This window comes from Vibrio clamense (genome assembly GCF_050337905.1).
Classification (GTDB): domain Bacteria; phylum Pseudomonadota; class Gammaproteobacteria; order Enterobacterales; family Vibrionaceae; genus Vibrio; species Vibrio cortegadensis.
The window spans coordinates 1-25,356 of record NZ_JAKJTJ010000025.1 but is presented as its reverse complement, the minus strand read 5'-3'; the positions used below and the strand labels follow the sequence as shown (position 1 = coordinate 25,356).

Annotated in this window: 25 protein-coding genes and 1 pseudogene; 10 read left to right on the top strand and 16 right to left on the bottom strand. The window is 40.9% G+C overall.

Annotation, left to right across the window (positions count from 1 at the left end; genetic code table 11):
* Nucleotides 1–84: 84 nt before the first annotated feature.
* The 3 genes from L4C39_RS13595 (at nt 85) to cobB (ending at nt 3,167) form a co-directional block, all read left to right on the top strand.
* On the top strand, nt 85–504 hold the full coding sequence (locus tag L4C39_RS13595) for a hypothetical protein (RefSeq protein WP_371730553.1): 420 nt from the start codon (nt 85–87) through the stop codon (nt 502–504).
* A 490-nt stretch (nt 505–994) separates the two neighbouring features.
* Entirely contained in the window at nt 995–2,215 is a 1,221-nt protein-coding gene (locus tag L4C39_RS13590) for an ammonium transporter (RefSeq protein WP_429746390.1), read from the top strand.
* A 214-nt stretch (nt 2,216–2,429) separates the two neighbouring features.
* Complete coding sequence (gene cobB, locus L4C39_RS13585; RefSeq protein ID WP_017051551.1) at nt 2,430–3,167, top strand: Sir2 family NAD+-dependent deacetylase; 738 nt, start codon at nt 2,430–2,432, stop codon at nt 3,165–3,167.
* A 104-nt stretch (nt 3,168–3,271) separates the two neighbouring features.
* On the opposite strand, the gene L4C39_RS13580 is transcribed toward cobB, so the two are convergent.
* The 5 genes from L4C39_RS13580 to potA form a co-directional block, all read right to left on the bottom strand.
* Nucleotides 3,272–4,309, bottom strand: a complete 1,038-nt coding sequence (locus L4C39_RS13580) for an extracellular solute-binding protein (RefSeq protein ID WP_429746387.1) — start codon at nt 4,307–4,309, stop codon at nt 3,272–3,274.
* A 132-nt stretch (nt 4,310–4,441) separates the two neighbouring features.
* Complete coding sequence (locus tag L4C39_RS13575) at nt 4,442–5,476, bottom strand: extracellular solute-binding protein (RefSeq protein WP_261888175.1); 1,035 nt, start codon at nt 5,474–5,476, stop codon at nt 4,442–4,444.
* Nucleotides 5,477–5,593: 117 nt separating this feature from the next.
* Nucleotides 5,594–6,364, bottom strand: coding sequence for a spermidine/putrescine ABC transporter permease PotC (gene potC / locus L4C39_RS13570; RefSeq protein ID WP_113796727.1), 771 nt, complete (start codon nt 6,362–6,364; stop codon nt 5,594–5,596).
* Nucleotides 6,364–7,221: a spermidine/putrescine ABC transporter permease PotB gene (potB, locus tag L4C39_RS13565; RefSeq protein ID WP_429746564.1), complete on the bottom strand. Its 858-nt coding sequence runs from the start codon at nt 7,219–7,221 to the stop codon at nt 6,364–6,366. The genes potC and potB overlap by 1 nt, the downstream gene beginning before the upstream one ends.
* Entirely contained in the window at nt 7,205–8,323 is a 1,119-nt protein-coding gene (gene potA / locus L4C39_RS13560) for a spermidine/putrescine ABC transporter ATP-binding protein PotA (protein ID WP_017051546.1), read from the bottom strand. Before potA ends, potB begins: the two co-directional genes overlap by 17 nt.
* A 325-nt stretch (nt 8,324–8,648) precedes the next feature.
* Here potA and L4C39_RS13555 point away from each other — a divergent pair, with 325 nt between their 5' ends.
* From L4C39_RS13555 to ttcA, 4 genes are all read left to right on the top strand, one after another.
* Complete coding sequence (locus L4C39_RS13555) at nt 8,649–9,455, top strand: DUF2189 domain-containing protein (protein ID WP_017051545.1); 807 nt, start codon at nt 8,649–8,651, stop codon at nt 9,453–9,455.
* Complete coding sequence (locus L4C39_RS13550; RefSeq protein ID WP_429746384.1) at nt 9,448–10,278, top strand: glucosaminidase domain-containing protein; 831 nt, start codon at nt 9,448–9,450, stop codon at nt 10,276–10,278. Before L4C39_RS13555 ends, L4C39_RS13550 begins: the two co-directional genes overlap by 8 nt.
* Nucleotides 10,279–10,351: 73 nt before the next feature.
* On the top strand, nt 10,352–11,014 hold the full coding sequence (locus tag L4C39_RS13545) for a DUF2987 domain-containing protein (protein WP_429746382.1): 663 nt from the start codon (nt 10,352–10,354) through the stop codon (nt 11,012–11,014).
* A 261-nt stretch (nt 11,015–11,275) separates the two neighbouring features.
* Complete coding sequence (gene ttcA / locus L4C39_RS13540) at nt 11,276–12,169, top strand: tRNA 2-thiocytidine(32) synthetase TtcA (RefSeq protein ID WP_371711370.1); 894 nt, start codon at nt 11,276–11,278, stop codon at nt 12,167–12,169.
* Between the two features lie 118 nt (nt 12,170–12,287).
* Here the strand turns inward: ttcA and uspE are convergent, their stop codons facing one another.
* The 10 genes from uspE to ccoN all read right to left on the bottom strand — a co-directional run bounded on the left by uspE (nt 12,288) and on the right by ccoN (nt 21,266).
* On the bottom strand, nt 12,288–13,235 hold the full coding sequence (gene uspE, locus L4C39_RS13535; protein WP_171756750.1) for a universal stress protein UspE: 948 nt from the start codon (nt 13,233–13,235) through the stop codon (nt 12,288–12,290).
* A gap of 134 nt (nt 13,236–13,369) precedes the next feature.
* Nucleotides 13,370–14,116 carry a fumarate/nitrate reduction transcriptional regulator Fnr gene (fnr, locus tag L4C39_RS13530; RefSeq protein ID WP_017051540.1) on the bottom strand — a complete coding sequence of 249 codons (747 nt, stop codon included), beginning with the start codon at nt 14,114–14,116 and terminating at the stop codon, nt 13,370–13,372.
* Nucleotides 14,117–14,203: 87 nt separating this feature from the next.
* On the bottom strand, nt 14,204–14,884 hold the full coding sequence (locus L4C39_RS13525; protein ID WP_136994693.1) for a sulfite exporter TauE/SafE family protein: 681 nt from the start codon (nt 14,882–14,884) through the stop codon (nt 14,204–14,206).
* Nucleotides 14,874–15,095 carry a cbb3-type cytochrome oxidase assembly protein CcoS gene (ccoS, locus tag L4C39_RS13520; protein WP_429746379.1) on the bottom strand — a complete coding sequence of 74 codons (222 nt, stop codon included), beginning with the start codon at nt 15,093–15,095 and terminating at the stop codon, nt 14,874–14,876. Before ccoS ends, L4C39_RS13525 begins: the two co-directional genes overlap by 11 nt.
* Before the next feature lies 1 nt (nt 15,096).
* The gene (locus L4C39_RS13515) at nt 15,097–17,469 is read right to left on the bottom strand and encodes a heavy metal translocating P-type ATPase (RefSeq protein WP_429746377.1); all 2,373 of its coding nucleotides are present in this window, start codon (nt 17,467–17,469) and stop codon (nt 15,097–15,099) included.
* Nucleotides 17,470–17,473: 4 nt separating this feature from the next.
* Nucleotides 17,474–17,953, bottom strand: a complete 480-nt coding sequence (locus tag L4C39_RS13510; RefSeq protein WP_017051536.1) for a FixH family protein — start codon at nt 17,951–17,953, stop codon at nt 17,474–17,476.
* Between the two features lie 83 nt (nt 17,954–18,036).
* Entirely contained in the window at nt 18,037–19,017 is a 981-nt protein-coding gene (gene ccoP, locus L4C39_RS13505; RefSeq protein WP_017051535.1) for a cytochrome-c oxidase, cbb3-type subunit III, read from the bottom strand.
* Nucleotides 19,017–19,196 carry a CcoQ/FixQ family Cbb3-type cytochrome c oxidase assembly chaperone gene (locus L4C39_RS13500; protein WP_017051534.1) on the bottom strand — a complete coding sequence of 60 codons (180 nt, stop codon included), beginning with the start codon at nt 19,194–19,196 and terminating at the stop codon, nt 19,017–19,019. The genes ccoP and L4C39_RS13500 overlap by 1 nt, the downstream gene beginning before the upstream one ends.
* A 9-nt stretch (nt 19,197–19,205) precedes the next feature.
* Complete coding sequence (gene ccoO / locus L4C39_RS13495; RefSeq protein ID WP_017051533.1) at nt 19,206–19,826, bottom strand: cytochrome-c oxidase, cbb3-type subunit II; 621 nt, start codon at nt 19,824–19,826, stop codon at nt 19,206–19,208.
* Between the two features lie 12 nt (nt 19,827–19,838).
* A complete protein-coding gene (gene ccoN / locus L4C39_RS13490; protein ID WP_171756754.1) occupies nt 19,839–21,266 on the bottom strand; it encodes a cytochrome-c oxidase, cbb3-type subunit I in 1,428 nt (475 codons plus the stop codon).
* Between the two features lie 255 nt (nt 21,267–21,521).
* Between ccoN and L4C39_RS13485 the strand changes: the two genes are divergently transcribed.
* The 3 genes from L4C39_RS13485 to L4C39_RS13475 all read left to right on the top strand — a co-directional run bounded on the left by L4C39_RS13485 (nt 21,522) and on the right by L4C39_RS13475 (nt 24,900).
* Complete coding sequence (locus tag L4C39_RS13485; protein WP_429746374.1) at nt 21,522–21,878, top strand: hypothetical protein; 357 nt, start codon at nt 21,522–21,524, stop codon at nt 21,876–21,878.
* A 92-nt stretch (nt 21,879–21,970) separates the two neighbouring features.
* On the top strand, nt 21,971–23,164 hold the full coding sequence (locus L4C39_RS13480; RefSeq protein WP_429746373.1) for an FIST signal transduction protein: 1,194 nt from the start codon (nt 21,971–21,973) through the stop codon (nt 23,162–23,164).
* Between the two features lie 2 nt (nt 23,165–23,166).
* Entirely contained in the window at nt 23,167–24,900 is a 1,734-nt protein-coding gene (locus L4C39_RS13475; protein WP_429746371.1) for an ATP-binding protein, read from the top strand.
* Nucleotides 24,901–25,134: 234 nt separating this feature from the next.
* Here L4C39_RS13475 and L4C39_RS13470 read toward each other — a convergent pair.
* Nucleotides 25,135–25,356 (bottom strand): annotated as a pseudogene (locus tag L4C39_RS13470) (zonular occludens toxin domain-containing protein); the annotation flags it as partial.

Sequence of the window (25,356 nt, the reverse complement as noted above, 5' to 3'; positions counted from 1 at the left end):
AAGGTGGCTAGTCATCTTGGTTGATAACACGATACTTGAGTCAAGCTTACATAATGTTAACTAGTTCAGAGAGTAAATAGTTCCATGAACGCAACCAACAAAAATGGCATCTGGTTTGCCTATATAGCCAGCCTTTTAACCCCATTTACGTTTCTTATATCAGGCATTATAGCCATCGTTTACGCGGGCTACCGACTTGATAAAAACGAAGATGGTGACATGGTGAATTCTCATTACTATGGGCTGATCCGTAGCTTTTTTCTTTTTCTAACATTTTTTGTTGTTTTAGTCGTTACTGTTGCGACATCGAACGGTGTGTTAGCGGGAATGAATGACTACTGGTATCAAGCGACTTGGATTGACTCTATCGCTTACATCATTCCCTATATTGGCGCTGGATTCGCTGCAATGGCTATTGTGGTATGGATTTATCGCTTAATACAAGGGATGAGACAACTGAAACAAGGCATTTCGCATGCCCCTTCGACAGGGCCAAACTTATAAATTTCAAGAGCGGTATCGCCGCTCTTTATTTCAATATTCATATTTCCAAACTCAGATTTACAAATATTGAGATACTGTGTATATAAACAGGCAGCTTATCACTCAACCTGAAACTACCTCTTAGACCTTCGATTTACACCTAGTTAATAGAAAAAGTCCATCAGATAAAAACCATCACATAGTAATTACCGCTCTGACGATGATCGCTCATGCCAGTTGTTTTTCTATCGGCGTAAATTGATACGCCTTGTTTTAGGGCAACATCACCAAAATAGTGCATTATCCTTTATTTTATCCATTTGCTATACGATGAGACACTCTAACAAATCGTTTAACCCATTAAATATAAACAAGTTTTAATTTATATAGGATATGAAGGCTAACTGGAACACATTTTGCTGAACTCCATGCATTATAGAAATTCACTGTTTTGGTGAATGAGCAACAAAAAGCACAGGATTAGTGCAATATAAAAAATGGAGAGATAATAATGAGCCAAACCGTAAGTCAAGTGCATGGAGCTGTTCAAACCTTGACTCAAAGCTCAGACACGCTTTTTTTGCTTCTGGGGGCAATAATGGTGTTCTTAATGCACGCTGGATTTGCATTTTTGGAAGTAGGTACGGTACGTAAAAAGAACCAAGTGAATGCCTTAGTAAAAATCTTAGCTGATTTTGGCGTTTCCGCTGTTGCGTATTTCTTTATTGGTTACTGGGTTGCCTACGGCGGACACTTCTTTGCCGATGCTGAGACGTTATCCCAAGGCAATGGCTATGAATTAGTTAAGTTCTTTTTCCTATTAACCTTTGCTGCCGCCATTCCTGCGATCGTTTCTGGAGGTATCGCAGAGCGGGCTCGATTCTACCCAATACTGATTGCCACTTTCTTTACTGTAGGACTGGTTTACCCACTCTTTGAAGGTATCATTTGGAATGGTAACTTTGGTATCCAAAACTGGTTTGAAGTGACATTCGGCTCAAGTTTTCATGATTTTGCAGGCTCAGTTGTCGTGCACGGCGTAGGGGGCTGGATTGCTTTAGTCGCTGTCCTTTTTCTAGGGATGCGAAAAGGGCGTGTAAGAGCAGGAAAACACACCAACTTTGCGCCATCCAATATCCCATTCTTAGCACTAGGTGCTTGGATATTATGTGTGGGTTGGTTTGGATTCAATGTCATGTCAGCACAAACTTTAAATGGTGTGAGTGGACTGGTCGCAATGAACTCATTGATGGCAATGGTAGGTGGCATTCTTGCTGCGTTAATTGCTGGGAAAAATGACCCAGGGTTTATCCATAATGGTCCCTTGGCTGGTTTAGTCGCTGTGTGTGCAGGATCGGATTTGATGCATCCTCTCGGCGCGTTAATAACGGGTGCAATTGCCGGAACTCTATTTGTCTACTTGTTTACCTTCTTACAAAACAGAACCAAAATCGACGATGTACTCGGTGTATGGCCACTTCATGGTGTATGTGGAGCTTGGGGTGGTATCGCTGCGGGTATTTTCGGTCAACAAGCTCTCGGGGGGCTTGGTGGTGTAAGCTTTACCGTTCAACTGCTTGGGACAGGATTCGGTATTATCGTTGCATTTGGAGGTGCTTTTATCGTCTACGGTGCTTTAGATAAAATGACAGGACTGCGATTGTCAGAAGAGGATGAATTCAATGGCGCCGATCTTGCGATTCATAAGATTTCATCGATTAATGAAGATTAACTGTCTAGAACAGAAATAATCGCCTCTAAAGAGCGGCTTTCGGTCGCTCTTTGTCATTGGGTATCTCATCTCGAACATTGAGCTTGCCACCTGTTTCACATTTTAACTTATTAGCTTGTATTCTAAGACTATTGTCTAATCCTTATAACTATTGTTGATTTTTGAACAGTGCTAAGCTGATAAAAGGATCGAATAATGTATATAAGGATATCCCATGAACTTTCCATATAAAAATATTGTCATTCTAACTGGTGCTGGGATCTCAGCTGAGTCGGGGATCCAAACCTTCCGAGCTCAAGATGGATTATGGGAGAACCACCGTATTGAAGATGTTGCCACCCCCGAAGGTTTCGAACGTAATCCGGACTTAGTTCAGGAATTCTATAATCAACGACGGGCTAAACTCCAATCTGACATTATAAAACCAAATCCAGCGCATCATGCTCTTGGCAAGCTTGAATCTCAACTGGATGGCAAAGTTACCATCATCACTCAAAACATTGACAATCTTCACGAGCGAGGCGGCAGCAAGAATGTCATTCATATGCACGGTGAGCTATTAAAAGCGCGATGCAGTGAATCTAATCAGGTGTTAGAGCATTCGGAAGATATTCTAACTGGTGAGCTATGCCATTGCTGTCAAATCCCGGCTCAAATGCGACCACATATTGTTTGGTTTGGTGAGATGCCACTGCGAATGGGCGATATATACTCAGCCTTAGAAGAAGCGGACCTGTTTATCTCAATTGGCACGTCTGGTGTGGTTTATCCTGCCGCTGGATTTGTACATGATGCAAAAATGCATGGCGCACATACCATTGAAATAAACTTAGAGCCGAGTGCCGTTGAAAGTGAGTTTGAAGAAAAAAGATACGGTAAAGCGGGGCTGGAAGTACCTAAACTGGTCGAAGAGTTACTGCTCATGGGCGATGACACGGAATTAAGCGCCTAACAAATAATAATGCTCAGATACAAATAAAGCGGCCAACGCCGCTTTATTTTTTATATTAACTAAAGATATTTATCATTAATTAAAGCCTGAGACTAGTTGGAGACTTAGTTGTCTACTTTTAACCTTTGGAAGTATTCATCATAGATAGCACTTGCTGCGCCAACTTCATCTTGCCATACACCAGAATCCATAACTGATTGAGGTGGGAAGATGTTTTTATCTTCAGCAAACTCTTTTGGTAGTAGCGGGTAAGCGGTTTTAACTGGCGTTGGGTAACCAATCTCAAGTGCAATTTTCGCTGCATTTTCTGGGCGCAGTAAGAAGTTAATCATCTTATGTGCCGCTTCTACATTTTTTGCGCCAGCTGGGATCGCTAAGCTATCCATCCAGAAAATTGTGCCTTTTTCTGGCCAAATCATATCAATAGAAGCGCCTTCTTGGCGAGCCATGTAAGCAGAGCCATTCCACAACATACCAAGTGATACTTCGCCCGCTAAATATGGGTTTGCAGGGAAATCAGAGTTGAAAACCAATACGTTTGGCATCAATTTGCGTAGCTCTTCGTATGCCGCTTTGATCTCATCTGGGTTCGTTGTGTTAGGTGAGTAACCTAATTTACTAAGAGCAATATGGAAGACTTCACGTGAATCATCCATCATCATGAGTTGACCTTCCCACTGATCATCCCAAAAATCACCCCAGTTTTTAACGGAAGCACCATCTAGCATATCAGAGTTGATACCAATGCCTGTCGCGCCCCAAATATAAGGGATAGAGAAATTGTTCGCTGGGTCGAAAGGCTTATCTAAATAGTTTTTATCAAGATCTGAAAAATGAGATAGTTTGGTCTTATCGATCTCTTGAAGCATGTTCTCTTTGCGCATTTTAGAGACAAAGTAAGTTGAAGGCACGACTAGATCGTAACCTGTACCTTGAGTCTTTAACTTCGCATACATGCTTTCATTCGATTCGTATGTCGAGTAAATGACTTTGATGCCCGTTTCTTTACTGAAATCTTCAAGCACTTCAGCTGGAATGTATTCAGACCAATTATAGAAATAAAGCTCTTGGTCAGCCGCGAATGAAGGGGTAGAGAGCAGAGTTGCAGCGCATAATGCACCAGCGTACAGTTTACTTTTCATTACTAATCCGTTCGTATTGTTAGAGAGCCCATAAGGGCAATGAATGGAAATTATTTATCGCGACAAAGTATATCAGCCCAAACGAAAAATAGGCAGCATAAGCCACCTATTTTAAAATAAATACAGTTTGAATTATTGGCCAGCTTTCAGTTTCAAGAAGTATTCTTCATATTTGATGGTTTTATCACCAACTGAATCTTGCCACTCAACTCTATCGAGATCATCTTGCGAAGGGAATAGGGCAGAAATGCCTTTGAATTTCTCATTCGATTCTGCAACCGCAGTTAAGTAACCGGTATCACGAGATATTTGTTCTGCTATGTCAGCTCTAAGCAGGAAATCAATCATCTTATGTGCCGCTTCTACATTCTTAGCCCCAGAACTTATGGCAAAGTTGTCAACCCAACCAATCCCACCTTCTTCAGGGAAGATCAGCTTTAACGGTAATCCCTCAGCTTGTGCCGCTGCCGCCGAGCCATTCCATAACATGCCTACACCTACGTCACCTAACATATACGGTGCTCCAGGGTTATCAGAATTGAAAACGAGCACGTTCGGCATCAATTTTCTCAACTCCTCATACGCTTCGTCGATTTGCTTTTCGTTTGTGCTGTTACCTGAATAGCCCAATTTACGAAGGGCAATATGGAAAACCTCGCGAGTGTCATCCATCATCATCAGTTGACCTTCTAAGTCAGGGTTCCACAAATCTCCCCAACTAGTGAAATCATCAGGATTATACATATCGGTATTCACCGCCAAACCAGTAATCGCAACCACATGTGGTATAGAGTAATCGTTGTTTGGATCAAATGGCTTATCGAGATAGTTAGTATCAAGCTTATTGAAATTACTCAGTTTGGTTCTATCTATTTTTTGTAGCATACCTTCATCGCGCATTTTTGCGACGAAATAGGTTGATGGCACCACCAGATCATACCCTTTATTATGCGTCTTCAGCTTTGCATATAAGGTTTCATTCGATTCATAAGTTGAATAGATAACTTTAATGCCAGTCTCTTTGGTGAATTGCTCCAATAGGGCACCGTTAATATACGGTCCCCAATTCATAAATACTAGCTCTTGGTTTTCGTCCGCAGATGCTGTTCCGATGAACATAGAAAGCGCACATGCACTACTAGCAAATAAAGTAGCCCATTTTTTCATTGAGTGTAACTCCAAAAATACCTACAGATAGAGTAGGTGATAGATAAAAAAACAGAATGACAATTGCCATTCTGTTTGGTTTAAAACTTAAATACTGCCGTTAATGCTTGTCTGCAATTACTTGATCTTTTCACGAGCAAGGAGCTGTGAGCTCACGACCAAAGTCAGCGAGACGATTAGCATTACGGTCGCTAAAGCATTCACCTCTGGGGAAATACCAACTTTAACCATTGAGTATATTTTCAATGGTAGAATTTCATATGTAGGCCCAGTAACGAAAGAGCTGATAATCACATCGTCCAATGAGAGCGTAAAACTCAGTAGCCAGCCCGCAGCAACTGCAGGTTTCGCTAATGGCAATATTATCTGTTTAAGGATTGTCCATTCGCTCGCACCAAGGTCTTTTGCTGCTTCTAGCATCTTCACGTCAAATCCATTAAGACGACTATAAACCGTTACTACAACGAAGGGCAGGCAGAATGTGATATGAGCAACCAACAGAGTAAAGAACCCAAGCTGAACACCCATAACCAAAAACAGAGCCAGTAATGAAATAGCCATCACAATATCTGGCGACATCATTACGATAAATAGCATGGTATTCACGGCACCTTTTCCTCTAAACCGATAGCGGAATAGAGCAACGGCTGTGAGGCTACCAATGATGGTTGCAGCGGTGGCCGAAAAAATCGCAATATTAAGCGAGTGCCATGCGGCTTGCATTAAACTATCGTTATTAACTAAAGCTTCGTACCACTTTGTTGTAAAGCCTCCCCATTTCATCCCAAACTTGTTGGCATTAAATGAATTAGCAATGAGCACAATAATTGGCAAATACAAGAAAGCATAAACCAGTGCCATGAAACTGAATCTAATTGAGCGTCCCATTAGTCAAGCTCCACATTTCTGTTCATCACTTTACCTGCACGATAATAAGCATATAACATCACCGCCATCGCTGCGGTAAGGGCAATACTCGTCGCAGCACCGAATGGCCAGTCTCTTGCATTCAATACTTGACTCTTGATTACGTTACCGATCAGTAAGTTTTTCGCTCCGCCTAATAAATCGGCAATATAGAACATGCCTAATGCTGGAAGCAGAACCAAAAGACACCCACCGATGATTCCCGGCATCGTTAATGGCAAAACGACTTTAATCAAGGTTTGAAGCTTGTTAGCACCAAGATCTTTTGCTGCTTCGATGTATGTATTGTCCAATTTTTCAATCGCAGAGTAGAGCGGTAAAATCATAAAAGGCAGTAGAATATAAACTAAACCTATCATGACCGCTGTCTCTGTATACATAAGACGAATTGGCTTCTCTATGATGTCCATGGCAATAAGGCTTTTATTTAAGATGCCTTGCGTACCAAGAACGATTTTCAAACCATAAGTACGAATTAGTGAGTTTGTCCAAAAGGGAACAATCACCAAAAACAACATAATTGGTCGCCATTTTGCTGGCATTTTTGCCACAATATAAGCAAATGGATAACCAATAAAAAGACACAACAACGTCGCAACGATAGCCATATAAAAGGAATGCCATAGCACTTTAATATATAGCGGATCCATTAGGCGCAAATAGTTATCGAAAGTGAACGTCATCTCGATAAGATTAGCTTCATCGCGGGTTAAAAAACTCGTTCCAATAATCATTATGTTGGGGATCATGACAAACAGAACTAACCAACTAACGATTACAGTGATGATTATTTTTTGAAGATTAAATGTCTTGCTCATCATCGCTTAATACCACTTCCCAGCTTTCAACCCAAGTAACGGCAACTTTTTGACCTAATGAGTGATCCACATCTGGATCATCTTCATTGAAGAATTCGCTAACCATGACACGCATACCTGATTCTAATTCAACAACCGAATCTAAAGTCATACCTTTATATGTTCGATCTCGAACATGACCGACAATGCCGCGCTGCTCGTTCTCTTTTATCTCTTCGAGACGCAAATCTTCAGGGCGAAGTAATACTTGCAGTTTATCACCCTCATTAACCGCTAAGTCATGATAAACAACGGCTTCAGTGCCTTCGATATTCGCTAATATTCTCTTTTCATCAACACGCTTAACTGTGGTGGCATTGAAGACATTAATCTCACCAATGAAGCGAGCAACAAATAGGTTCTTAGGCTCTTCGTAAATTTCACGAGGTGTGCCATCTTGCTCTATCACGCCATCACGCATAACAATGATACGATCAGACATAGATAGCGCTTCTTCTTGATCGTGAGTGACAAAAATAAATGTGATACCAAGTTTACGTTGCAACTGCTTTAACTCAATTTGCATCTGTTTACGCAATTTGTAGTCTAATGCAGAAAGAGACTCATCTAATAAAAGAACCTTTGGCTTGTTCACCACAGCACGCGCAATCGCGACACGCTGCTGTTGTCCACCAGACAGTTGATGAGGTTTACGTTGAGCCATACTGTCTAAACGCACCATTCGTAATGATTCCATCACACGTGGTTCGATATCATCCTTAGCGACTTTTTGCATACGTAACCCGAAAGCCACGTTTTCAAATACAGTCATATGCGGAAAAAGAGCATAGCTTTGGAATACAGTATTAACGTGCCTTTGCTCAGCAGGAACATCAGTAACATCCTGATCTTCTAACAAAATAGTTCCTGTATCGGCAGTTTCGAACCCTGCAATCATCCTCAACACGGTTGTTTTTCCACAACCAGAAGGACCCAATATGGTAAGAAACTCACCATGATTGACGTTTAAACTAAGATTTCCGATGATCTCTTTATCATCAAAACTTTTGCTAATACCCGTTAATTGAATAACTGGTTTATCTACTGTTTGTTTGGCGTTCAACGTATCTCTATCTCCACCTTGGTCAAAATCTATGACCGATTGCTATACACTTTGAGGCGCGCATCATAATCACCAAAAGTGTGAATTCAAAGCATTTTCTTATCTTGAAACACAAAAAATTTTGCAGGTAAAAGTAAATATTACTTACCATACTGATTCGATTAAGGTTTCATACCATATTAGTGGCTAATTATCGAACAAATAGACAATAAATCAAGCGCATCATAGCGTTCTGATTTTAGTGTTAGTAACATTTGCGTATAATGGTACTAATTTTTATCAACAAGTTAGGTAGCTTCACAAGAAGACCAACCTAGGAAAAGATATGAACAACGATATCGAAGAAGATTTCAATTTAGGCGGTAATGTAGAACGCGCGCTTTCAGGTAAGTATGATTTGAATGTGGGAGCGGTGCTTCAAGAGGCATGGAAATACACAATCAGACACTTTCTCTCATTTTCACCAGCGATAATTATTCTACTGTTAGTACAGATCGGTATTTTTTATATCGCGTTAAAACTGCAACTAGGCGAACCAGGCATGATATTGGATGCCATTCAGAACCCGGAATTATTTAATGCGGCGATTGTCGAGTCTATTTTTGTGGCTAACTTTAGCTACGAAGTGGTCAGCGCCCCGATTTATGCGGGGGTCAGTCTAATGGCAATGAGTCATATTGCTGGCTTACAAACTAAGCCTCGCCATATATCCAAAGGCTTACAATTTACAATTCCAGTGATTCTAGCAACACTGTTTAGCCTGATGTTGCAAGGTGTCGCAGGAATGATTATCCCATTTCTTTCAATGTACTTATCCATTGCATTTAGTAACTCTATCCTGTTGATTTGTGAGAAACGTGTTTCTCCGATGCAGTCTTTGTTGCTTTCTCTACGTGCAGTGAATAAAAAAATCCTACAAGTTACCGCACTTTACACGGTAGTGATGATGATGTTTGTCATTGCAGCAATGTTTTATGGCATTGGATTGATCTTCGTTCTTCCTTTCTTTTTCCACGTTAAAGGCATTATTTATCGTGAAATGTTTGGTATTAAGCTAAAAATAGTCGCTTCAGATCGACCTAACAAAAACGACGATGATAACGACAACGACCCTCAGGTGTTTAATGCGTAAAAAAATTGGCTTGGCTGCCGTTAGCCTTATTGCAGGTTGTAGCCTGTTTATCGCCCAACAAAATAGAGTTGAAGTCGAGGAACAAAAAGCTCAAGCAGAGAGAGCAAACAAAAACTCAAAAAGTGATATTTCATTATCGTATCTTCCGTCAGGGCTCCCGGATTTTGCAGCATTGAGCAATGCTAAACAGAAGAAAGAGGCGTTTTTTGATTTTATGCGACCTGGTGTCATGATCGAAAATAGTCGCATTGAAAAAGAACGTACTTTTTTGACAACCTTAGAAAAAAGCGTTGCAGAAGGTGAGGTAGATTCTGAACAACTTGATTACGCACAACGTTTAGGGAAACTATATAGTTACCCTGTCACTGAATCCAGCGTCAATCAAAAATGGTTAGATGAGATGCTACATAGAGTCAACGTTCTTCCTGAAGCATTAGTATTAACGCAAGCAGCTAATGAGTCGGCATGGGGAACCTCTCGTTTCGCCACTAGCGCAAACAACTTCTTTGGACAATGGTGTTACACAAAAGGTTGTGGCGTTGTGCCTTTAAAACGCTCAGGAGAGGCGACACACGAAGTGGCAAAGTTTAGCTCGGTACAAGAGTCTATTCATCGATACTTTATGAATGTGAATCGAAATGCAGCTTATAAAGAGTTACGTATAATACGCGCAGATCGTTTGGAAAAAGGAGAGAACTTACTTTCGGAGCAAACAGCAACCGCACTGACTAATGGTTTACTTAAATACTCGGAAAGAGGCCAAAGTTATGTTGATGATTTACAAGCGATGATCCGTCACAACAAATCGTTTTGGTCACAATAGAAGTAACTCTTCAATGATAGACTTACTTGTTGCTTTGACTTACAGCCTTTAATTTTATAAGAATTGAATAATAATGAAAAAATTACCGCTCGCACTAGTTGGATTGTTTCTTGGAATATCTGTCAGTACCGCTCACGCTCAAGAGTACATGTTTACTTATTCAAAGCTTTATAGCCAAATAAAGAATAATAATAAAGAGGGGCATGACGATGTTAAAGTCGGAGTGTTCTTTGTTGATGCAGATACAAAGAAAATCTGTACGATTGACAAAGCTTGGATGGAGAAAGAAGAGCATTATGAAGAGTTCGTCATTCCAAGTTCGAATGAATTACCGATCCCTTTTGATATGAACTTGAAATCAGCTAATCCATTAGTTTTCGTACAGACAGAGGAAAGTGTTCAGTGCGATTATTCATTGGTTGTGATGACTAAGAAACCGCTAGAAGGCCGAGTTAATTACGCGCAAGTTGAACAATTATTACCTCAAATGCAAGTGATGCTTGAAGACTTAGGCGGCATGTTTGCCAGTTGGTTTACGCCGGAAGTTCAAGGGTTAACACTTGAATTCTCAAACAACATTAATGGTCATATCAACGTATCAAATGGAAAAGTGATTCCTATTGAAAACGGAAAAGCGGCTATTACGTTGAATGATATTCCACAAGATGGCTATTTGACTTTGCCTCAAGAGGCCTTGCGTGTGCTTCCTTATTTACCCTCAGCGACACAAGAATAAGACAGTACTAAGATAGCAGTACAAAGATAAAGCAGCACTAGCCGGGTCAGGTTAATGGCCCGGTTAAATAAAGTAACAATTTATCTCCTCGCATATTTAAACGTCCTGATAATTTCATCTTACTTCCGCCACTCAAGTTGCTAACTTCAGTTTTGTTGATCTGAGTATTCCATGATCCATTAAAACTCCGTATAATCGCCGCCCTAAATTGAATCCAACATAACATCAACGTCGATCTTATCGATGGTATGAGAACTCGCAATGAATCAAACAGATAGCCAAAAAGATAACGTAGAATTTAACAAACTTGAGAAGCGTTTACGCCGTAATGTAGGTAATGCGATCATCGATTACAACATGATTGAAGAAAATGACGTTGTAATGGCATGCATTAGTGGTGGTAAAGATTCATTTGCGATGTTGGATATTTTGCTAAGACTTCAAAAAGCAGCTCCAGTGAAGTTTAACGTTGTTGCGGTGAATTTAGACCAAAAACAGCCAGGCTTCCCTGAGCATGTTTTGCCTGAATATTTCGAGAGTCTTGGTATTGATTACTATATTGTCGACAAAGATACTTACTCCGTTGTAAAAGAGAAAATCGAAGAAGGCAAAACGACATGTGGACTTTGTTCTCGTTTACGTCGTGGTACTCTTTATTCATTTGCAGAGAAAATTGGCGCGACTAAAATTGCATTAGGTCACCATCTAGATGATATCGTTGAAACTATGTTCTTAAACATGTTCCATGGTGCTCGTTTAAAAGCAATGCCACCTAAGCTTCGTTCAGATGATGGTCGTAACGTTGTTATTCGCCCTTTGACCTACTGCCGAGAAAAAGACTTAATCCAATATGCAGAGCACCAACAGTTTCCGATTATTCCTTGCAACCTTTGTGGCTCTCAAGAGAATCTTCAACGCCAAAACATTAAAGCGATGCTTATTGATTGGGATAAGAAGACACCTGGCCGAGTTAATCAGATTTTCAAATCTCTACAAAACATTAGCCCAAGCCAGCTAGCGGATAAAGAGCTGTTCGATTTTGTGAATTTACCTCTTGATCGTAGCACTGAAAAACCAGAGTACCTATTCAATGAAGAGACAATTTCTTCAACGAATATTGATGAATCTATGTATATCAATGTTGCTAATATCTAGCATTCTCTAGTAGGCGCTACAAAAAAGCCCCAACTTAAAATCAAGCTGGGGCTTTTTATTTATACTGAAAACAGTCAGTCTTGCGAGAAATCCAATCTTGTGAGAAAGCCAATCCTAATTACGCGGTTTGACTAGGATCTAAAGGGCTAACATAGCCTTTTGGTTTTAACGCAAGAACATCGCAATTTATCTTATCGATCACATGCTCTGCGGTGTTTCCAATAAATACAGCAGAGAGTCCCGTTCTTCCCGTTGTTCCTAAAATAACCATTGCGGCATTCAATTTACTCGCCGTTTCAGGAATGATGTCTTCAGGTAACCCTTGCTCTACAACAGTGAACTCTTCGTCAATGCCATGCTTCTGTCTTAAAGCTTTCATCGATGTTAAGTGATGCCCACGCACAGCATCAGTGTAAGTTGCAGGGTCGAATTCAGGCAGCTCGATAGTGATATTTGCTGGCGTGACTGGGTAGGCATTCACCAAGTAGGGCGTAGCACCCAATCGCTCACTCAAATTCTTGACCTGCTCAACCATGCAATCATTGAGATCAAGGTGAGTATCATTTTCTGAACCAACGTGAACCGATGCAAGAATGTTGGGGTTGTCAGGCCAATCAGAGTTTTTAATCAGCAAGACAGGGCAAGGCGCTTTGCGCAATAAGTGCCAATCAGTAGGAGTGAAAATAACAGATTCTAGAATATCGTGTTTTCGAGTCCCTTTAATCAAAATGTCATGACCACCACCAAACACTTCCGCAATAATGGCTTCATAAGGCCTATTGTGCCAAACCACTTTGACGGAAAACTCTATTGAGTCATCAATATATTGCGCAGCAACTTTTGTCATCCACTGTTCACGCTGATGGATCACGCCACGTCGCATTGCATCACGCTCATCAACCGAAAGCATCGATGTCATCTCATATGAAAAATCATAAATAGACAGAAAGAACTGAACATGACTTTTGGACTTACTTTTCCGAGCAAGCTGCATCGCTCTGGCAAGGGCAGGCTGCGCATCATGATTAATGTCAGCAACAACTAAGATTTTATTGTAAATACTCATAGAAACTCCCACTAATTGGAGTAGAACCATATGGTTACTGTAGCGTAGTTCTTACGAGATTATTAGGAAAACAGAGGGAATTTGGTGAGAAAATTGATGTAGCTCATCTTCGAGCTACATCATAGAATTGGCTGTTACTCTTTTGAAACACCAGCAAGTTCCATCAAAGCATCATGATCGATGATCGTAATGTACTTACCTTTAACACTTAAAATATCCGACTTTTGGAAGCGTCCAAGCAGGCGGCTAATTGTTTCAACGGTCAAGCCAAGGTAGTTACCAATATCACCTCGAGTCATTGTTAAGCGAAACTCTCGTGGGCTAAAGCCACGTTGAGAGAAACGAGTAGAAAGATTGTAAAGGAAAGCGGCAAGACGTTCTTCTGCATTCTTTTTAGAAAGAAGCAAAATCATTTCTTGATCACCTTTAATCTCGTTACTCATGAGTCGCATGATCTGTTGGCGTAACTTAGGCATTTTACCTGATAGATCATCTAGAATTTCGTATGGAATTTCACAAACCATCGATGTTTCTAGAGCTTGAGCAAAACTTGGGTGCGCATCATCAGTGATTGCGTCGAAACCGACCAAATCGCCAGCTAAATGAAAAGCAGTGATTTGTTCATCACCTTGCTCAGTTATCGTATAGCTTTTGATTGTACCCGAGCGTATTGCGTACAACGATTTAAGCTCATCCCCAGCTTTAAAAAGCTCTTGGCTTTTCTGAATTGGTTTCTTGCGTTCAATAATTTGATCAAGTTGATCAAGTTCTGATTCATTCAGTGTAAACGGAATACACAGCTGACTAATACTGCAATCCTGACAGTGAATTGCACATCCACCAGACTGAATACGTTTCGTCGCAGGTTTTTCAGAAATCATAATAACCTTTCACTATTTGATATACGTCAATATTTTAGCATCCATTACTACCAAAGGGTAGCAAAAAAGGCACTTTTCAGCGTTCTGTCATACGGTAAACGCGAGGATATTGATAGTATTAATAGCAGTATAGAGTCCGTAAGCTAGGATCATTAAGGCACCAACATTGCGGAAAATAGGGGATTGCTGAATCGTTTTAAGGTAAGACGCCCCAATGCCGATGAGCAACATCGCAGGTAAAGTACCCAGTCCAAAAGAGAGCATGATGATAGCGCCATCAAAGGCACTCCCAGACACCGCAGACCAAGTAAGAGTTGAATAAACCAACCCACAAGGTAGCCAACCCCATATAAAGCCAAACGGCAATGCATGCACCGAAGACTTCAATGGCAACAATGACTTACCTGCAGGGGAGATGAATTTCCATAATTTTTGGCCCAACTTCTCAATCACCAATAGCCCATGCCACCAACGACCGATATAAAAGGCCAACAAAATCATGAAAATCGCGGCTAAAAATCTTAACCAAACTAGCCCATGATTGATATCCGTTAAATTGGTTAGGCTAGATACCGTCCCGCCAATTAGAGCTCCGATAAGGGTGTAACTGAGCAAACGGCCAATATTATAAAAAATGGGAATTGTGAATCGATGTGAAGAATTATTACTGGATATCGACAGCATGGAAGCTATACCACCGCACATCCCCATACAATGACCAGCACCAATCAAACCGATAGCAAAAGCAGCAAGCCAATCAGGCGCCATTTTTATCTCCTGATCCTGGATGGTTTGACGCTACTTCGTCTAGGTTTTTCGATTTCTCTTTCTTTTTTGGTAATTCTTCGTCAAATAAAATACTGTGCCCCTGACGCTCTAAGTCTTCGAATTGTTCGCTTTTCACCGCCCAAAGAAAAATAGCAACGGCGATACAAACCAAAACGATGGCTATGGGGATAAGAATATAAAGGCTTTCCATCTTATTTACCTTGGTCTTTAAGTAATCGAAGTGAGTTGGAGACTACGATAATAGAACTTGCCGACATACCAACAACGGCAATATATGGCGCAACAAGTCCTGAAACCGCGAGAGGCAAAATTAGCAGGTTGTAACCTAAAGACCAAGCTAAGTTTTCGCGAATTATCTTACGTGTTTTAAGTGCCAGAGTTCGAGCCTCAAGTAATCGGTCAAGACGATCTCCAAGAAGAACCATATCAGCAGAAGCTTTAGCTACATCTGTACCGCCACCCATCGCGACAGACAGGTGAGCACCAGCAAGTGTTGGTGCATCGTTGATACCATCACCAACCATCATGGTGATTTGCCCATCATTGAGGTGATTTAAAAAACTAAGCTTATCTTCTGGTTTCGCATCACTAATCACTTCATTAATACCAATTTCATCGGCGACTAACTTAGCATTGGCATACGAATCGCCAGTCAACAACGTGGTCTTGATTCCTGCTTGTGCAAATTTCTTAATGAAGTTTACACTCTCTTTACGAATAGGATCACTGTAATGAAAAGTTGCTATATGCTTTCCATTCATTGAAAGGTAAACACAGTTACTTTGCACGGTTTGCTGTTTGTTCAATACAAATAGGGCACTACCAATTTTCAATTCTGAACCGTTATAATGACCAATAATCCCAGAGCCGATAATATTATTTACATCAGAGAGCGAAACCTCATTGTCGCTATATTCTCTAAATGCTTTGGCTATCGGGTGGTTAGCATGGCTTTCAAGAGCAGCAGCAAGAGACAAGCAGGATGCTTCATCAATCTCAGCAAGAACGTCGACTTTACTTATGACAACGTCACCTTTAGTCAAAGTACCTGTTTTATCAATCACTAAATGATTCACTTTACACAAAGTTTCAAACACATGACCTTTACGTAGAAGAATACCAAAATTACCCATGCGAGAAGTCGCACAAGTAATAGCGGTTGGCGTAGCAAGAGATAGTGCGCAAGGGCAGGTTGCCACTAATACTGCTAGCATGATCCAAAATGCATCTTCAGGTTTAGACTGGTGCCAATACAGCCAAGTACAGCCAGCAATAACTAATAAAATAGCGACAAAATAACGCGCGACTACATCTGCAATTTGAGCAATTTGTGGTTTTGACATCTGCGCTTCATCTTGAAGACGAACAATATTCGAAATCATTGAATCTGCTTTCGATGAAGTCACTTCTAGTTCGAATGATTCATCACCATTTAATGTTCCAGCAAATACGGTTGAACCAACCTTTTTAACAACAGGGAGTGACTCACCGGTCAGCATGGATTCATTAATGTGAACGCGGCCAGATAAAATGACCCCATCAGCAGGAATATGTTCGCCAGGCCGTACACGTATTTGGTCTCCTAGTTTCAGCGTTCTGACTGGTACTTGATCTCCATCTAACGTCGTTGCAATGGCAGGGATTAATTTAAGTAAATTTCCACTTGCCGCAGCAGCTTTGCGTCTCGCACGCATTTCCAAATATCTGCCCACTAATAAGAAGAAAGTGAACATTGAAATTGATTCAAAGAATACTTCACCTTGCTCAGTCACCGTTGCGATAAGGCTAGCGACATAAGCAAAAATAAGCGCGATAGATACGGGAACATCCATACCAAGCGTTCGAGCACGAATGCTACGCCATGCGTTGGTATAGAAAGGAAGCGCAGAGTAGAGGAGTACAGGTGTCGCGAATATTAAGCTGACCCAACGGAAGTAATGCTTGAACTCTGGCTCAAGATCACCAAAGACTTCTAAGTAGAGCGCAACGGCAAGCATCATCACTTGCATTGTAGCAAGGCCAGCAATCCCTAAACGATAGAGGTATTGCTTCATCGCCTCGTGGTACGCGGCTTCTTGTTTATCCGCTTCAAAAGGTGCAGCTTTATATCCTAAGCGATGGATGACACCTAAAAGTTCACTCAATCGAGTCTGACTTTTATCCCAACCGAGAATTGCACGGTTGGTTGTAGTATTCACACGAATTGAAAATACACCCGCTTGAGAAGAGACCTGCTTTTCAATCAGCCAAGCACAAGCGGCACAAGACACGCCTTCTAAAGAGAGAGTGACTTCTGCACTATTTTCTGAATTACGAACAAACTCAGACTGCACGTCTTCATTGTCATAATGAATTAGGGCGCGTAATTGTTCCGGTACAAGATCAGCCTTTTCAGCTGGAGCAGTACGATATTGATAGTACGATTCAAGTCCACTTTCGACAATGGTTTGGGCGACGGTTTCACAACCAGGGCAACACATCTCCCTATTTTCACCTAAAATTTCAACTTGAAAGTCCGTGTTGGCTGGTACTTCTTCACCACAGTGGTAACACGATTTGCACATAGTTTTAGTTCATTAGTTCTGTAGGGGACTCACTAGGGAAAGTAACACGACCTTGAACAAGCCACTCTGCATTATGCGGAGTAAGCTCGATAAACCAAGGTCCTTGCATCGCTTTATCAAGCGTTAGACGGTAATCACCATTTGCATCCGATGTAAGCAGCTGAGTGAAATCTCGGTCAGGTAAAGTTCGGTGAACAAACATTGCTGTAAGTGCAGGGTAGTGATCTAACTGTCCCTTGTTAAATGAGATAACAACATCATTTTCGTCTGAAAAAACAGAAGCACTCAGCTCTAGTTCTTTCGCGACATTGATTTTTGATAAATCAATATTGATGCCTTTTCCCTTTTTATAGTAATCCTCAGTAACTAAAGAAACAGAGTTTTGCGAAAACACGATGACAGTAATAACGGTCCATACCACAACGACAAGTGGCATCGAAATCAAGAACCACGGCCAGAATTGTTTATACCAAGGCTTTACCATAAAAAAGATCTCAACGACTAAAATAAGAAAGTTTATAAACTATAGGAAAGACAGCCCCTTAGATAGGGGCTGTTATTGAAATGTTACTTATTATCGGAATTACTTAGGCTCCAAACGTACGCTGAAACTAACTGAACTTTGTCTTTACCTAGGATACCGTCCCAAGCTGGCATTACGCCAGAACGTCCATTCATTACAGTTTCTGTTACGTCTGCACGTGAGTCACCAAATAACCAATCGTGATCGGTTAAATCAGGTGCGCCAACCGCAGGGTTACCTTTGCCATCTGTACCGTGACAAGCAGCACACACGACGAAGCGAGATTTACCAGCCTCAGCTTCACGAGCGTTAACTTTACGTCCCGATAGGCTTAGCGTGTAGCTCACGACTTCTTTAACGCCTTGCTCGCCTAAAGCATCCTTCCAAGAAGGCATTGCACCAATACGGCCTTTCATAACCGTCGTTACAATAGCTTGAGGCTCACCGCCGTATAGCCAAGCGTCATCAGTTAGGTTAGGAAAACCTTTCTGACCACGAGCATCTGAACCATGACACTGTGAACAGTTTTGTAGGAACAGGCGTTGGCCAACTTTGATTGCATCAGGATCCGCTGCAATATCAGGGATAGAGCGCAGGTTGTTGCCTGATTCATCATAAGCTAAGCGTTTAAATGCTTCACCAAAATAGGTTTCCGCATCATCAAGTTCTTTAGCGTATTGAACAGGGCGTTTGTTCTCTTGAGAAGCAAGAATCGACGCCTTAGACTCTTCAACAGTGCGAACAAGTTGATCCGAACTCTGCCAGCCTAGTAAGCCTTTGAAGTTACCTAAACCTGGATATAGCGCTAAATAAACAGCAGCAAAGATAAAAGTACTGATGAACAGATAAGTCCACCATTTAGGCAGTGGGTTATTGAGTTCACGAATACCATCGTATTCGTGGCCCATGTCTTCACCATCCTCAACACCCATTTTATCTTTTAGGCACCAAGTCAAGATAACAGCACAACCCACAAGCGTACCGACAGTAATTACGATGATCCAGAGACTCCAGAATGTAGTCATTACTTAGTCACTCCTTGTTGGTTAGGATGTTGTTCTTTTTTTGGTTCATCAGCGAATACAAGATTAGCGGCTTCGTCGAAACGAGATTTACGGCTTTTACCGTAAGCCCACCAAACTACACCAATGAAACAAACAAAAACGGTAACGGTCCAAATGCTTTGAAAAGTAATAATATCCATAATTACACCTTATTTCATTGCATGACCGAGAGATTGCAAGTATGCAACAACAGCATCCATCTCAGTCTTACCAACAACATCTGTTGAAGCATTCGCAATCTGTTCGTCAGTGTATGGAACACCAAATTGATTACGGAATATTTCAAGCTTCTGCTGCGTAAGTTTGCCATCTAGTTCGTTCTCTGCAAGCCATGGGAAACCAGGCATGTTTGATTCAGGAACTAATTCGCGAGGATCAATCAGGTGAACACGGTGCCACTCATCAGAGTAACGACCACCAACACGAGCAAGATCAGGACCAGTACGTTTAGAACCCCATAAGAATGGGTGTTCCCAAACACTTTCACCAGCAACAGAGTAATGACCGTAACGCTCTGTTTCAGAACGGAATGGACGAATCATTTGGCTGTGACAAACATTACATCCTTCACGGATATAAACATCACGACCTTCCATTTCTAGCGCAGAGTATACGCGTAAGTTCTCAACAGGCTCTGTCGTTTGCTTCTGGAAAATCAACGGAGTGATCTCTACCAATGCACCTAGGCTGATTGCAAAAACAATCAAAATTGCCAATAAACCGACATTACGTTCAACTATTTCGTGGCGATTATTCGAATTTGAGCTCATTCTTAAATCTCCTTATGCCGGGTGAACGATAGCTTTAAGGCTATCTTTCGGTGCAGTGATGGTTTTGTACGCGTTGTATGCAAGTAAGAACATACCAGTTAGGAAGATAAATCCACCTAAGAAACGTACGAAGTAGAATGGGTAAGACGCTTGTACTGATTCAACAAAGCTATAAGTCAATGTGCCATCAGAGTTAACTGCACGCCACATCAAACCTTGCATAACACCAGAAATCCACATTGCTACGATGTAAAGAACAGTACCAATTGTTGCTAACCAGAAGTGAGCGTTGATTAGGCTTACAGAGTACATACGTTCTTGACCAAACAGGCGAGGGATCAAGTGGTATACAGAACCAATTGAAACCATAGCAACCCAACCTAATGCACCAGAATGCACGTGGCCGATTGTCCAGTCAGTGTAATGTGATAATGCGTTTACTGTCTTAATAGACATCATCGGACCTTCAAAAGTCGACATGCCGTAGAAAGAGAGTGAAACGATTAAGAAACGTAGAATAGGATCGTAACGAAGTTTATGCCATGCACCAGATAGGGTCATAATACCGTTGATCATACCACCCCAAGATGGAGCGAACAGAACAAGCGACATTACCATACCGATAGACTGAGTCCAATCAGGTAGGGCTGTGTAATGAAGGTGGTGAGGACCAGCCCAAATATACAGAGATACTAAAGCCCAAAAGTGAACAATTGATAAACGGTAAGAGTAAACAGGGCGTTCTGCTTGCTTAGGGACAAAGTAATACATCATTCCTAAGAAGCCAGCTGTAAGTAAGAAACCTACGGCGTTGTGTCCATACCACCACTGTATCATCGCATCTACTGCACCAGAATAAATCGAATAAGATTTACCCAAAGAGACAGGGATTGCCATGCTGTTCACAATATGAAGTACTGCAACAGTGAGGATAAAGGCTCCAAAGAACCAGTTAGCTACGTATATGTGTGATGTTGTACGCTTTATCAATGTTCCAAAGAACACGATGGCATAAGCAACCCATACAAGTGTTATAGCAATATCAATAGGCCATTCTAGTTCTGCGTACTCTTTGCCAGAGGTGTAACCCAAAGGTAAAGATATTGCAGCGGCTAAAATTATGGCTTGCCATCCCCAAAAAGTGAATGGAACCAGAGGGCCCCCAAATAGACGCGTCTGACAGGTACGCTGAACAACATAATATGATGTTGCAAACAGGGCACTTGTACCGAACGCAAAAATAACCGCATTAGTATGCAGGGGACGTAAGCGACTATACGTCAACCACGGCGTATCAAAGTTCAGCTGTGGCCAAACTAATTGAGCGGCAATCAAAACACCAACAGCCATACCGACAATACCCCAGAGAATAGTAACTAAGGTAAACTGACGAACGACTGTATAGTTGTAGTTTTGTTCAAGCTGCTTTTCTTGGCTCATTTGCATGCTTCCAATTTCTAATTAACTACACTTTACTTCCAACACGACAAATGTCGTAATGCCCCCCAATCGACAAGAAAACAGTACTTATTCAGAACTTTATGTTTACTTACTAATTTTAAAAAAAGAGGCATTTTCAACGCAACACTATACGTGAATTAACAATTCAATGACAGAGTAGTAACCTTACCTGTGGTCTGGATTTATGCTTTTATTTAAAAACTTTGAAGTTTGTTGCAAGGAGAGAGAGTAAAAATGGCAGCTCAAAAGCTAACGAAAGGTAGATTAGTTCAAATAATCATCATGTTAAGTCTTCTAATCGTCGCATTCACATGGCGTACAATTAACTATAAAGATGAGAAAAACATCACATGCAAACTTGGAGAAACTTGCGAGTTTCAGATCAATGAAACAAATTTATTGGTTACAAATTACTCTACAGGTATCACTCTAAATTCACCCGAAAATTTAACAATTAAGGCAAAAATAATCGAGGGCTCCGGGAATATTGTTCAACATGATAAAAAGCTCATCATTACAAAGCAAAGTAATAACGTTAAATTAAAAATATCGTCAGAAAATGAGATTGTTTACTTAGCGCTGTTAAATTAATATTACCAGTATTATTGTAAATAACACCGATATTGCTCCTCAGATACCGATAAACAGGTATAACGCTTACTCTTTACTATGTGAAACAAATCATGCAATTTATCTCTCTGACATCCAATAATACAGATGAACGAAATGTCGCTTTAGAGTTTAAGCAGCAACTCAAAACAACAAATATCAGCAGCTTGATTTGTTACTACACCGAAGAGTATTGTTCAGAATTATTATCAAAACATTTGGTCGAAGCATTTCCGAATATACCGATCCAAGGTTGCAGTTCTTGCCAAGGTATTATGACAGAAAAAGGCTATCATTCAGGGCCGGTGGTCGGCATATTAGCCATCTCTGATTTAGGTATAAACGCCTACGGGACAGGTTTATCTCATTACTCAGATGATAGAGAAAATATTGATTCCGCCATTGCTCAAGCATTAGATGAGGCAATGTTAAGTGCCGACCGAATCGGTGAAGTGCCGAGTTTAATCATTCTCCATGCTACGCCAGGTGATGAAGAGAGAATGATTGCTTGTATTGATAAGAAATTCGGAACACTCGTTGCAATCATTGGAGGAAGTGCAGCTGATAACACAATTGACGGGAAGTGGTCTATTTTCAACGAAAAATCACATTGCCAATCAGGTGTCAGCGTCACTCTCGTCTATTCATCTCAATCAATTTTCACCTCATTCAGTGCCGGGCATTCAGCCACCGAATACCAAGGTACAATCACGAAGGCCCGTGGTCGAGAGCTACTAGAAATCGATCACAAACCCGCCTTAGAGGTCTATCATTACTGGACAGATCATCATCTAGGCAATTTAACTTCCGATGGCTACTTATTCGACAAGGCCACGATTTATCCACTAGGTAGAATCGCAGGATATATTTACGAACAGCCTTATTACAAACTATCGCATCCAATAAGGGAGACACCATCTCAAGGAATCGAGCTTTTTACTTCAATCCAAGAAGGTGAGAAGATTTACCTTATGGTTGGAAACAAAACACATCTTATCGGCCGAGCCGCACGAGTTGTTAATTCCGCTTACAATCAAAAACTTGAGGATATGGAAAGGCTTGGTGGTATCAATATTTTTTGCGCCGGTCCTATGCTTCACTTAAGGCAAGATATCGACGCCGTTTGTGATCAGATAAACACCGCCTTAGACGGTAAGCCATTCATCTGTCCTTTTACATTTGGTGAGCAAGGGCGCTTCATAGGCGGTGAAAACGGGCATGGTAACCTAATGATCTCATCAGCTGTATTTCACAAAGTTACAGGGTAATTATGGACGCTTGCGATAAAGAACAACTGCAAGAAGTGCTTTTAGAACTCAAGCACAGTCATGAAAGAGAAAAAAGACTTTCCGACGAAAATAGAGCGATTCTAGACGCTATTTCAGCCATGAGTGGTGCAGACAACCGCCAGCAAATCTTTTTAGGTTTACAAACGGCATTAAGCAAATACATCGATGTCGAAGATTTTATTGTCATATCGCGTTCAAACGACACTCATGCCTTTGAAACATTACTGACCACAAATGCCGCTTTCAGAAATATTGCTTGGAACAAAGATAAAAAATTCAATCGCGTACTTAATGGCGAGTGTATTATCTTATTTGAGCCCGCAACTCTAGATGAATTTATATCTCTTAACTGTGTCATTCGAGAAGAGGTCAAATCTGTTTTAATGACCGGTATTAATGCTGAAGTTACGCAGTCCGTTCTGCTTTTGATCGGAAGAAGAAAAGGGCAGTTCAGTTTAGAAGACAAACAAACACTCATTCGATTTAGCCCATTGATAGAACGAGCTATTATCGATATTGAGAATAAAGAAAAGCTAAACAATCTAGTAGAAGCAAGAACTCGAGCTCTAACGAAAGCTCAACAAGACGCGATCAAAGCGAACAATGCCAAGTCTGAGTTTTTGGCAATGATGAGCCACGAAATTAGAACACCACTAAACTCAGTTCTCGGCATGCTTGATATCATGAAGCAGACTCAAATTAATGCTCAACAGCTAGAAATTCTAACTCAAGTGGAATCGTCAGCAGAGCTTCTTCTCGCTATTATCAGTGACATTCTTGATGTCTCCAAGATTGAATCCGGCAACTTCTCTCTCAATAAACAATGGATTAATATTAATGACACTGTCACTTTTGTAATTAGTCAATTACAGAACATAGCAGACAAAAAAGGGTTGAAGCTTAGTACATCTAATCTTATTGATACGAAAAAACTACACTGGATTGATTCAACTAGATTATCTCAAATCCTATTCAACATCGTAGGTAATGCCATCAAGTTTACTCCTGACGGCTCTGTCGATATATCATTAAACATCAACGAGAATAATCAACTCATCATAAAAGTCATCGATACAGGTATTGGTATTCAACAGAAAAAACTACCATTCCTGTTCAACCCATTCCATCAAGCAGACAGCTCGATTACCCGTCGATTTGGTGGAACAGGATTAGGTTTAGCGATTACTAAGCATTTGGTTCAGCTGATGGATGGAAAAATCTCCGTTGAAAGCAAGTTGGGCAAAGGAAGTAAATTCACGATTTCAATTCCGGTTCTTTCTAAGTGTAATGACGAGTCTCAAGAAGATAACAACACACCAATAGAGAGCCCAAGTCTTAATATTCTCGTAGTCGAAGATACTCACACAAACCAAATGGTGATAAAGCTTCTGTTAAGCAGATTAGGTCACACTGTAACAATCGCAAGTAATGGGCTAGAAGCCTACGAGTATATTCAAAAGCACCATCAACACTTAGATCTGGTATTTATGGACATTTCAATGCCAGTGATGGACGGCTTAGCGGCAACGAAAGTAATTCGCTCGCAAGGGATTACCATTCCGATCATTGCGCTGACAGCCCACGCGATGGAAAACGATAAACATGAATGTTTCAGAGTTGGTATGAATGATTTTATAACGAAGCCTGTAAGATCATCAGACATAGAAGCAGTTCTTCATCAATTAACAGCAAAGCTACCTCAAGAACATAATTAGACGTAAGTCTTTAAAACTTGATACTAAGAAAGTAAACAAGTTACTCCTAATAACTATATTCAGAATCGAAGATTAAGATATATAGTTATTAGGTATTTTATGGTAAATAGCGTTATTGTTAAATAGCATTTCAAGGTGAGAAGCGCAGAGATGCAAGGATAGTGGAAGTGTTTAAGTTAGATGGCACATCAACAATTACAATTTAACATAATATACATAATACGCACTAAGGCATTAACCATTAGGCAAATCAAAAATATTCACATCTTCCCTCACATCGGTCAGCTGCGAATCCTTAGCATTAAAATCAGGTACAAAATCACTCTGGTTTGGTGGACACGTTAAGAACCTGGCTACATTCACCGAAGACACCTGAATCAAACAATCATCTATCAACTCGAAGCGATAGCCGTAACGCATCAAGACATCAGAACGAAGGTAGAATGTGTCCCTACC

Coding starts and splice junctions, on each gene's coding strand:
- L4C39_RS13590 (WP_429746390.1), top strand. CDS start 995: ATGAGCCAAACCGTAAGTCAAGTGCATGGAGCTGTTCAAACCTTGACT.
- L4C39_RS13555 (WP_017051545.1), top strand. CDS start 8,649: ATGAACAACGATATCGAAGAAGATTTCAATTTAGGCGGTAATGTAGAA.
- L4C39_RS13515 (WP_429746377.1), bottom strand. CDS start 17,469: ATGTGCAAATCGTGTTACCACTGTGGTGAAGAAGTACCAGCCAACACG.
- L4C39_RS13595 (WP_371730553.1), top strand. CDS start 85: ATGAACGCAACCAACAAAAATGGCATCTGGTTTGCCTATATAGCCAGC.
- L4C39_RS13550 (WP_429746384.1), top strand. CDS start 9,448: ATGCGTAAAAAAATTGGCTTGGCTGCCGTTAGCCTTATTGCAGGTTGT.
- L4C39_RS13510 (WP_017051536.1), bottom strand. CDS start 17,953: ATGGTAAAGCCTTGGTATAAACAATTCTGGCCGTGGTTCTTGATTTCG.
- L4C39_RS13480 (WP_429746373.1), top strand. CDS start 21,971: ATGCAATTTATCTCTCTGACATCCAATAATACAGATGAACGAAATGTC.
- potB (WP_429746564.1), bottom strand. CDS start 7,221: ATGAGCAAGACATTTAATCTTCAAAAAATAATCATCACTGTAATCGTT.
- L4C39_RS13500 (WP_017051534.1), bottom strand. CDS start 19,196: ATGGATATTATTACTTTTCAAAGCATTTGGACCGTTACCGTTTTTGTT.
- L4C39_RS13545 (WP_429746382.1), top strand. CDS start 10,352: ATGAAAAAATTACCGCTCGCACTAGTTGGATTGTTTCTTGGAATATCT.
- L4C39_RS13525 (WP_136994693.1), bottom strand. CDS start 14,884: ATGGCGCCTGATTGGCTTGCTGCTTTTGCTATCGGTTTGATTGGTGCT.
- L4C39_RS13475 (WP_429746371.1), top strand. CDS start 23,167: ATGGACGCTTGCGATAAAGAACAACTGCAAGAAGTGCTTTTAGAACTC.
- cobB (WP_017051551.1), top strand. CDS start 2,430: ATGAACTTTCCATATAAAAATATTGTCATTCTAACTGGTGCTGGGATC.
- ccoS (WP_429746379.1), bottom strand. CDS start 15,095: ATGGAAAGCCTTTATATTCTTATCCCCATAGCCATCGTTTTGGTTTGT.
- fnr (WP_017051540.1), bottom strand. CDS start 14,116: ATGATTTCTGAAAAACCTGCGACGAAACGTATTCAGTCTGGTGGATGT.
- L4C39_RS13580 (WP_429746387.1), bottom strand. CDS start 4,309: ATGAAAAGTAAACTGTACGCTGGTGCATTATGCGCTGCAACTCTGCTC.
- uspE (WP_171756750.1), bottom strand. CDS start 13,235: ATGAGTATTTACAATAAAATCTTAGTTGTTGCTGACATTAATCATGAT.
- ttcA (WP_371711370.1), top strand. CDS start 11,276: ATGAATCAAACAGATAGCCAAAAAGATAACGTAGAATTTAACAAACTT.
- potC (WP_113796727.1), bottom strand. CDS start 6,364: ATGGGACGCTCAATTAGATTCAGTTTCATGGCACTGGTTTATGCTTTC.
- ccoP (WP_017051535.1), bottom strand. CDS start 19,017: ATGACTACATTCTGGAGTCTCTGGATCATCGTAATTACTGTCGGTACG.
- L4C39_RS13575 (WP_261888175.1), bottom strand. CDS start 5,476: ATGAAAAAATGGGCTACTTTATTTGCTAGTAGTGCATGTGCGCTTTCT.
- L4C39_RS13485 (WP_429746374.1), top strand. CDS start 21,522: ATGGCAGCTCAAAAGCTAACGAAAGGTAGATTAGTTCAAATAATCATC.
- ccoO (WP_017051533.1), bottom strand. CDS start 19,826: ATGAGCTCAAATTCGAATAATCGCCACGAAATAGTTGAACGTAATGTC.
- ccoN (WP_171756754.1), bottom strand. CDS start 21,266: ATGAGCCAAGAAAAGCAGCTTGAACAAAACTACAACTATACAGTCGTT.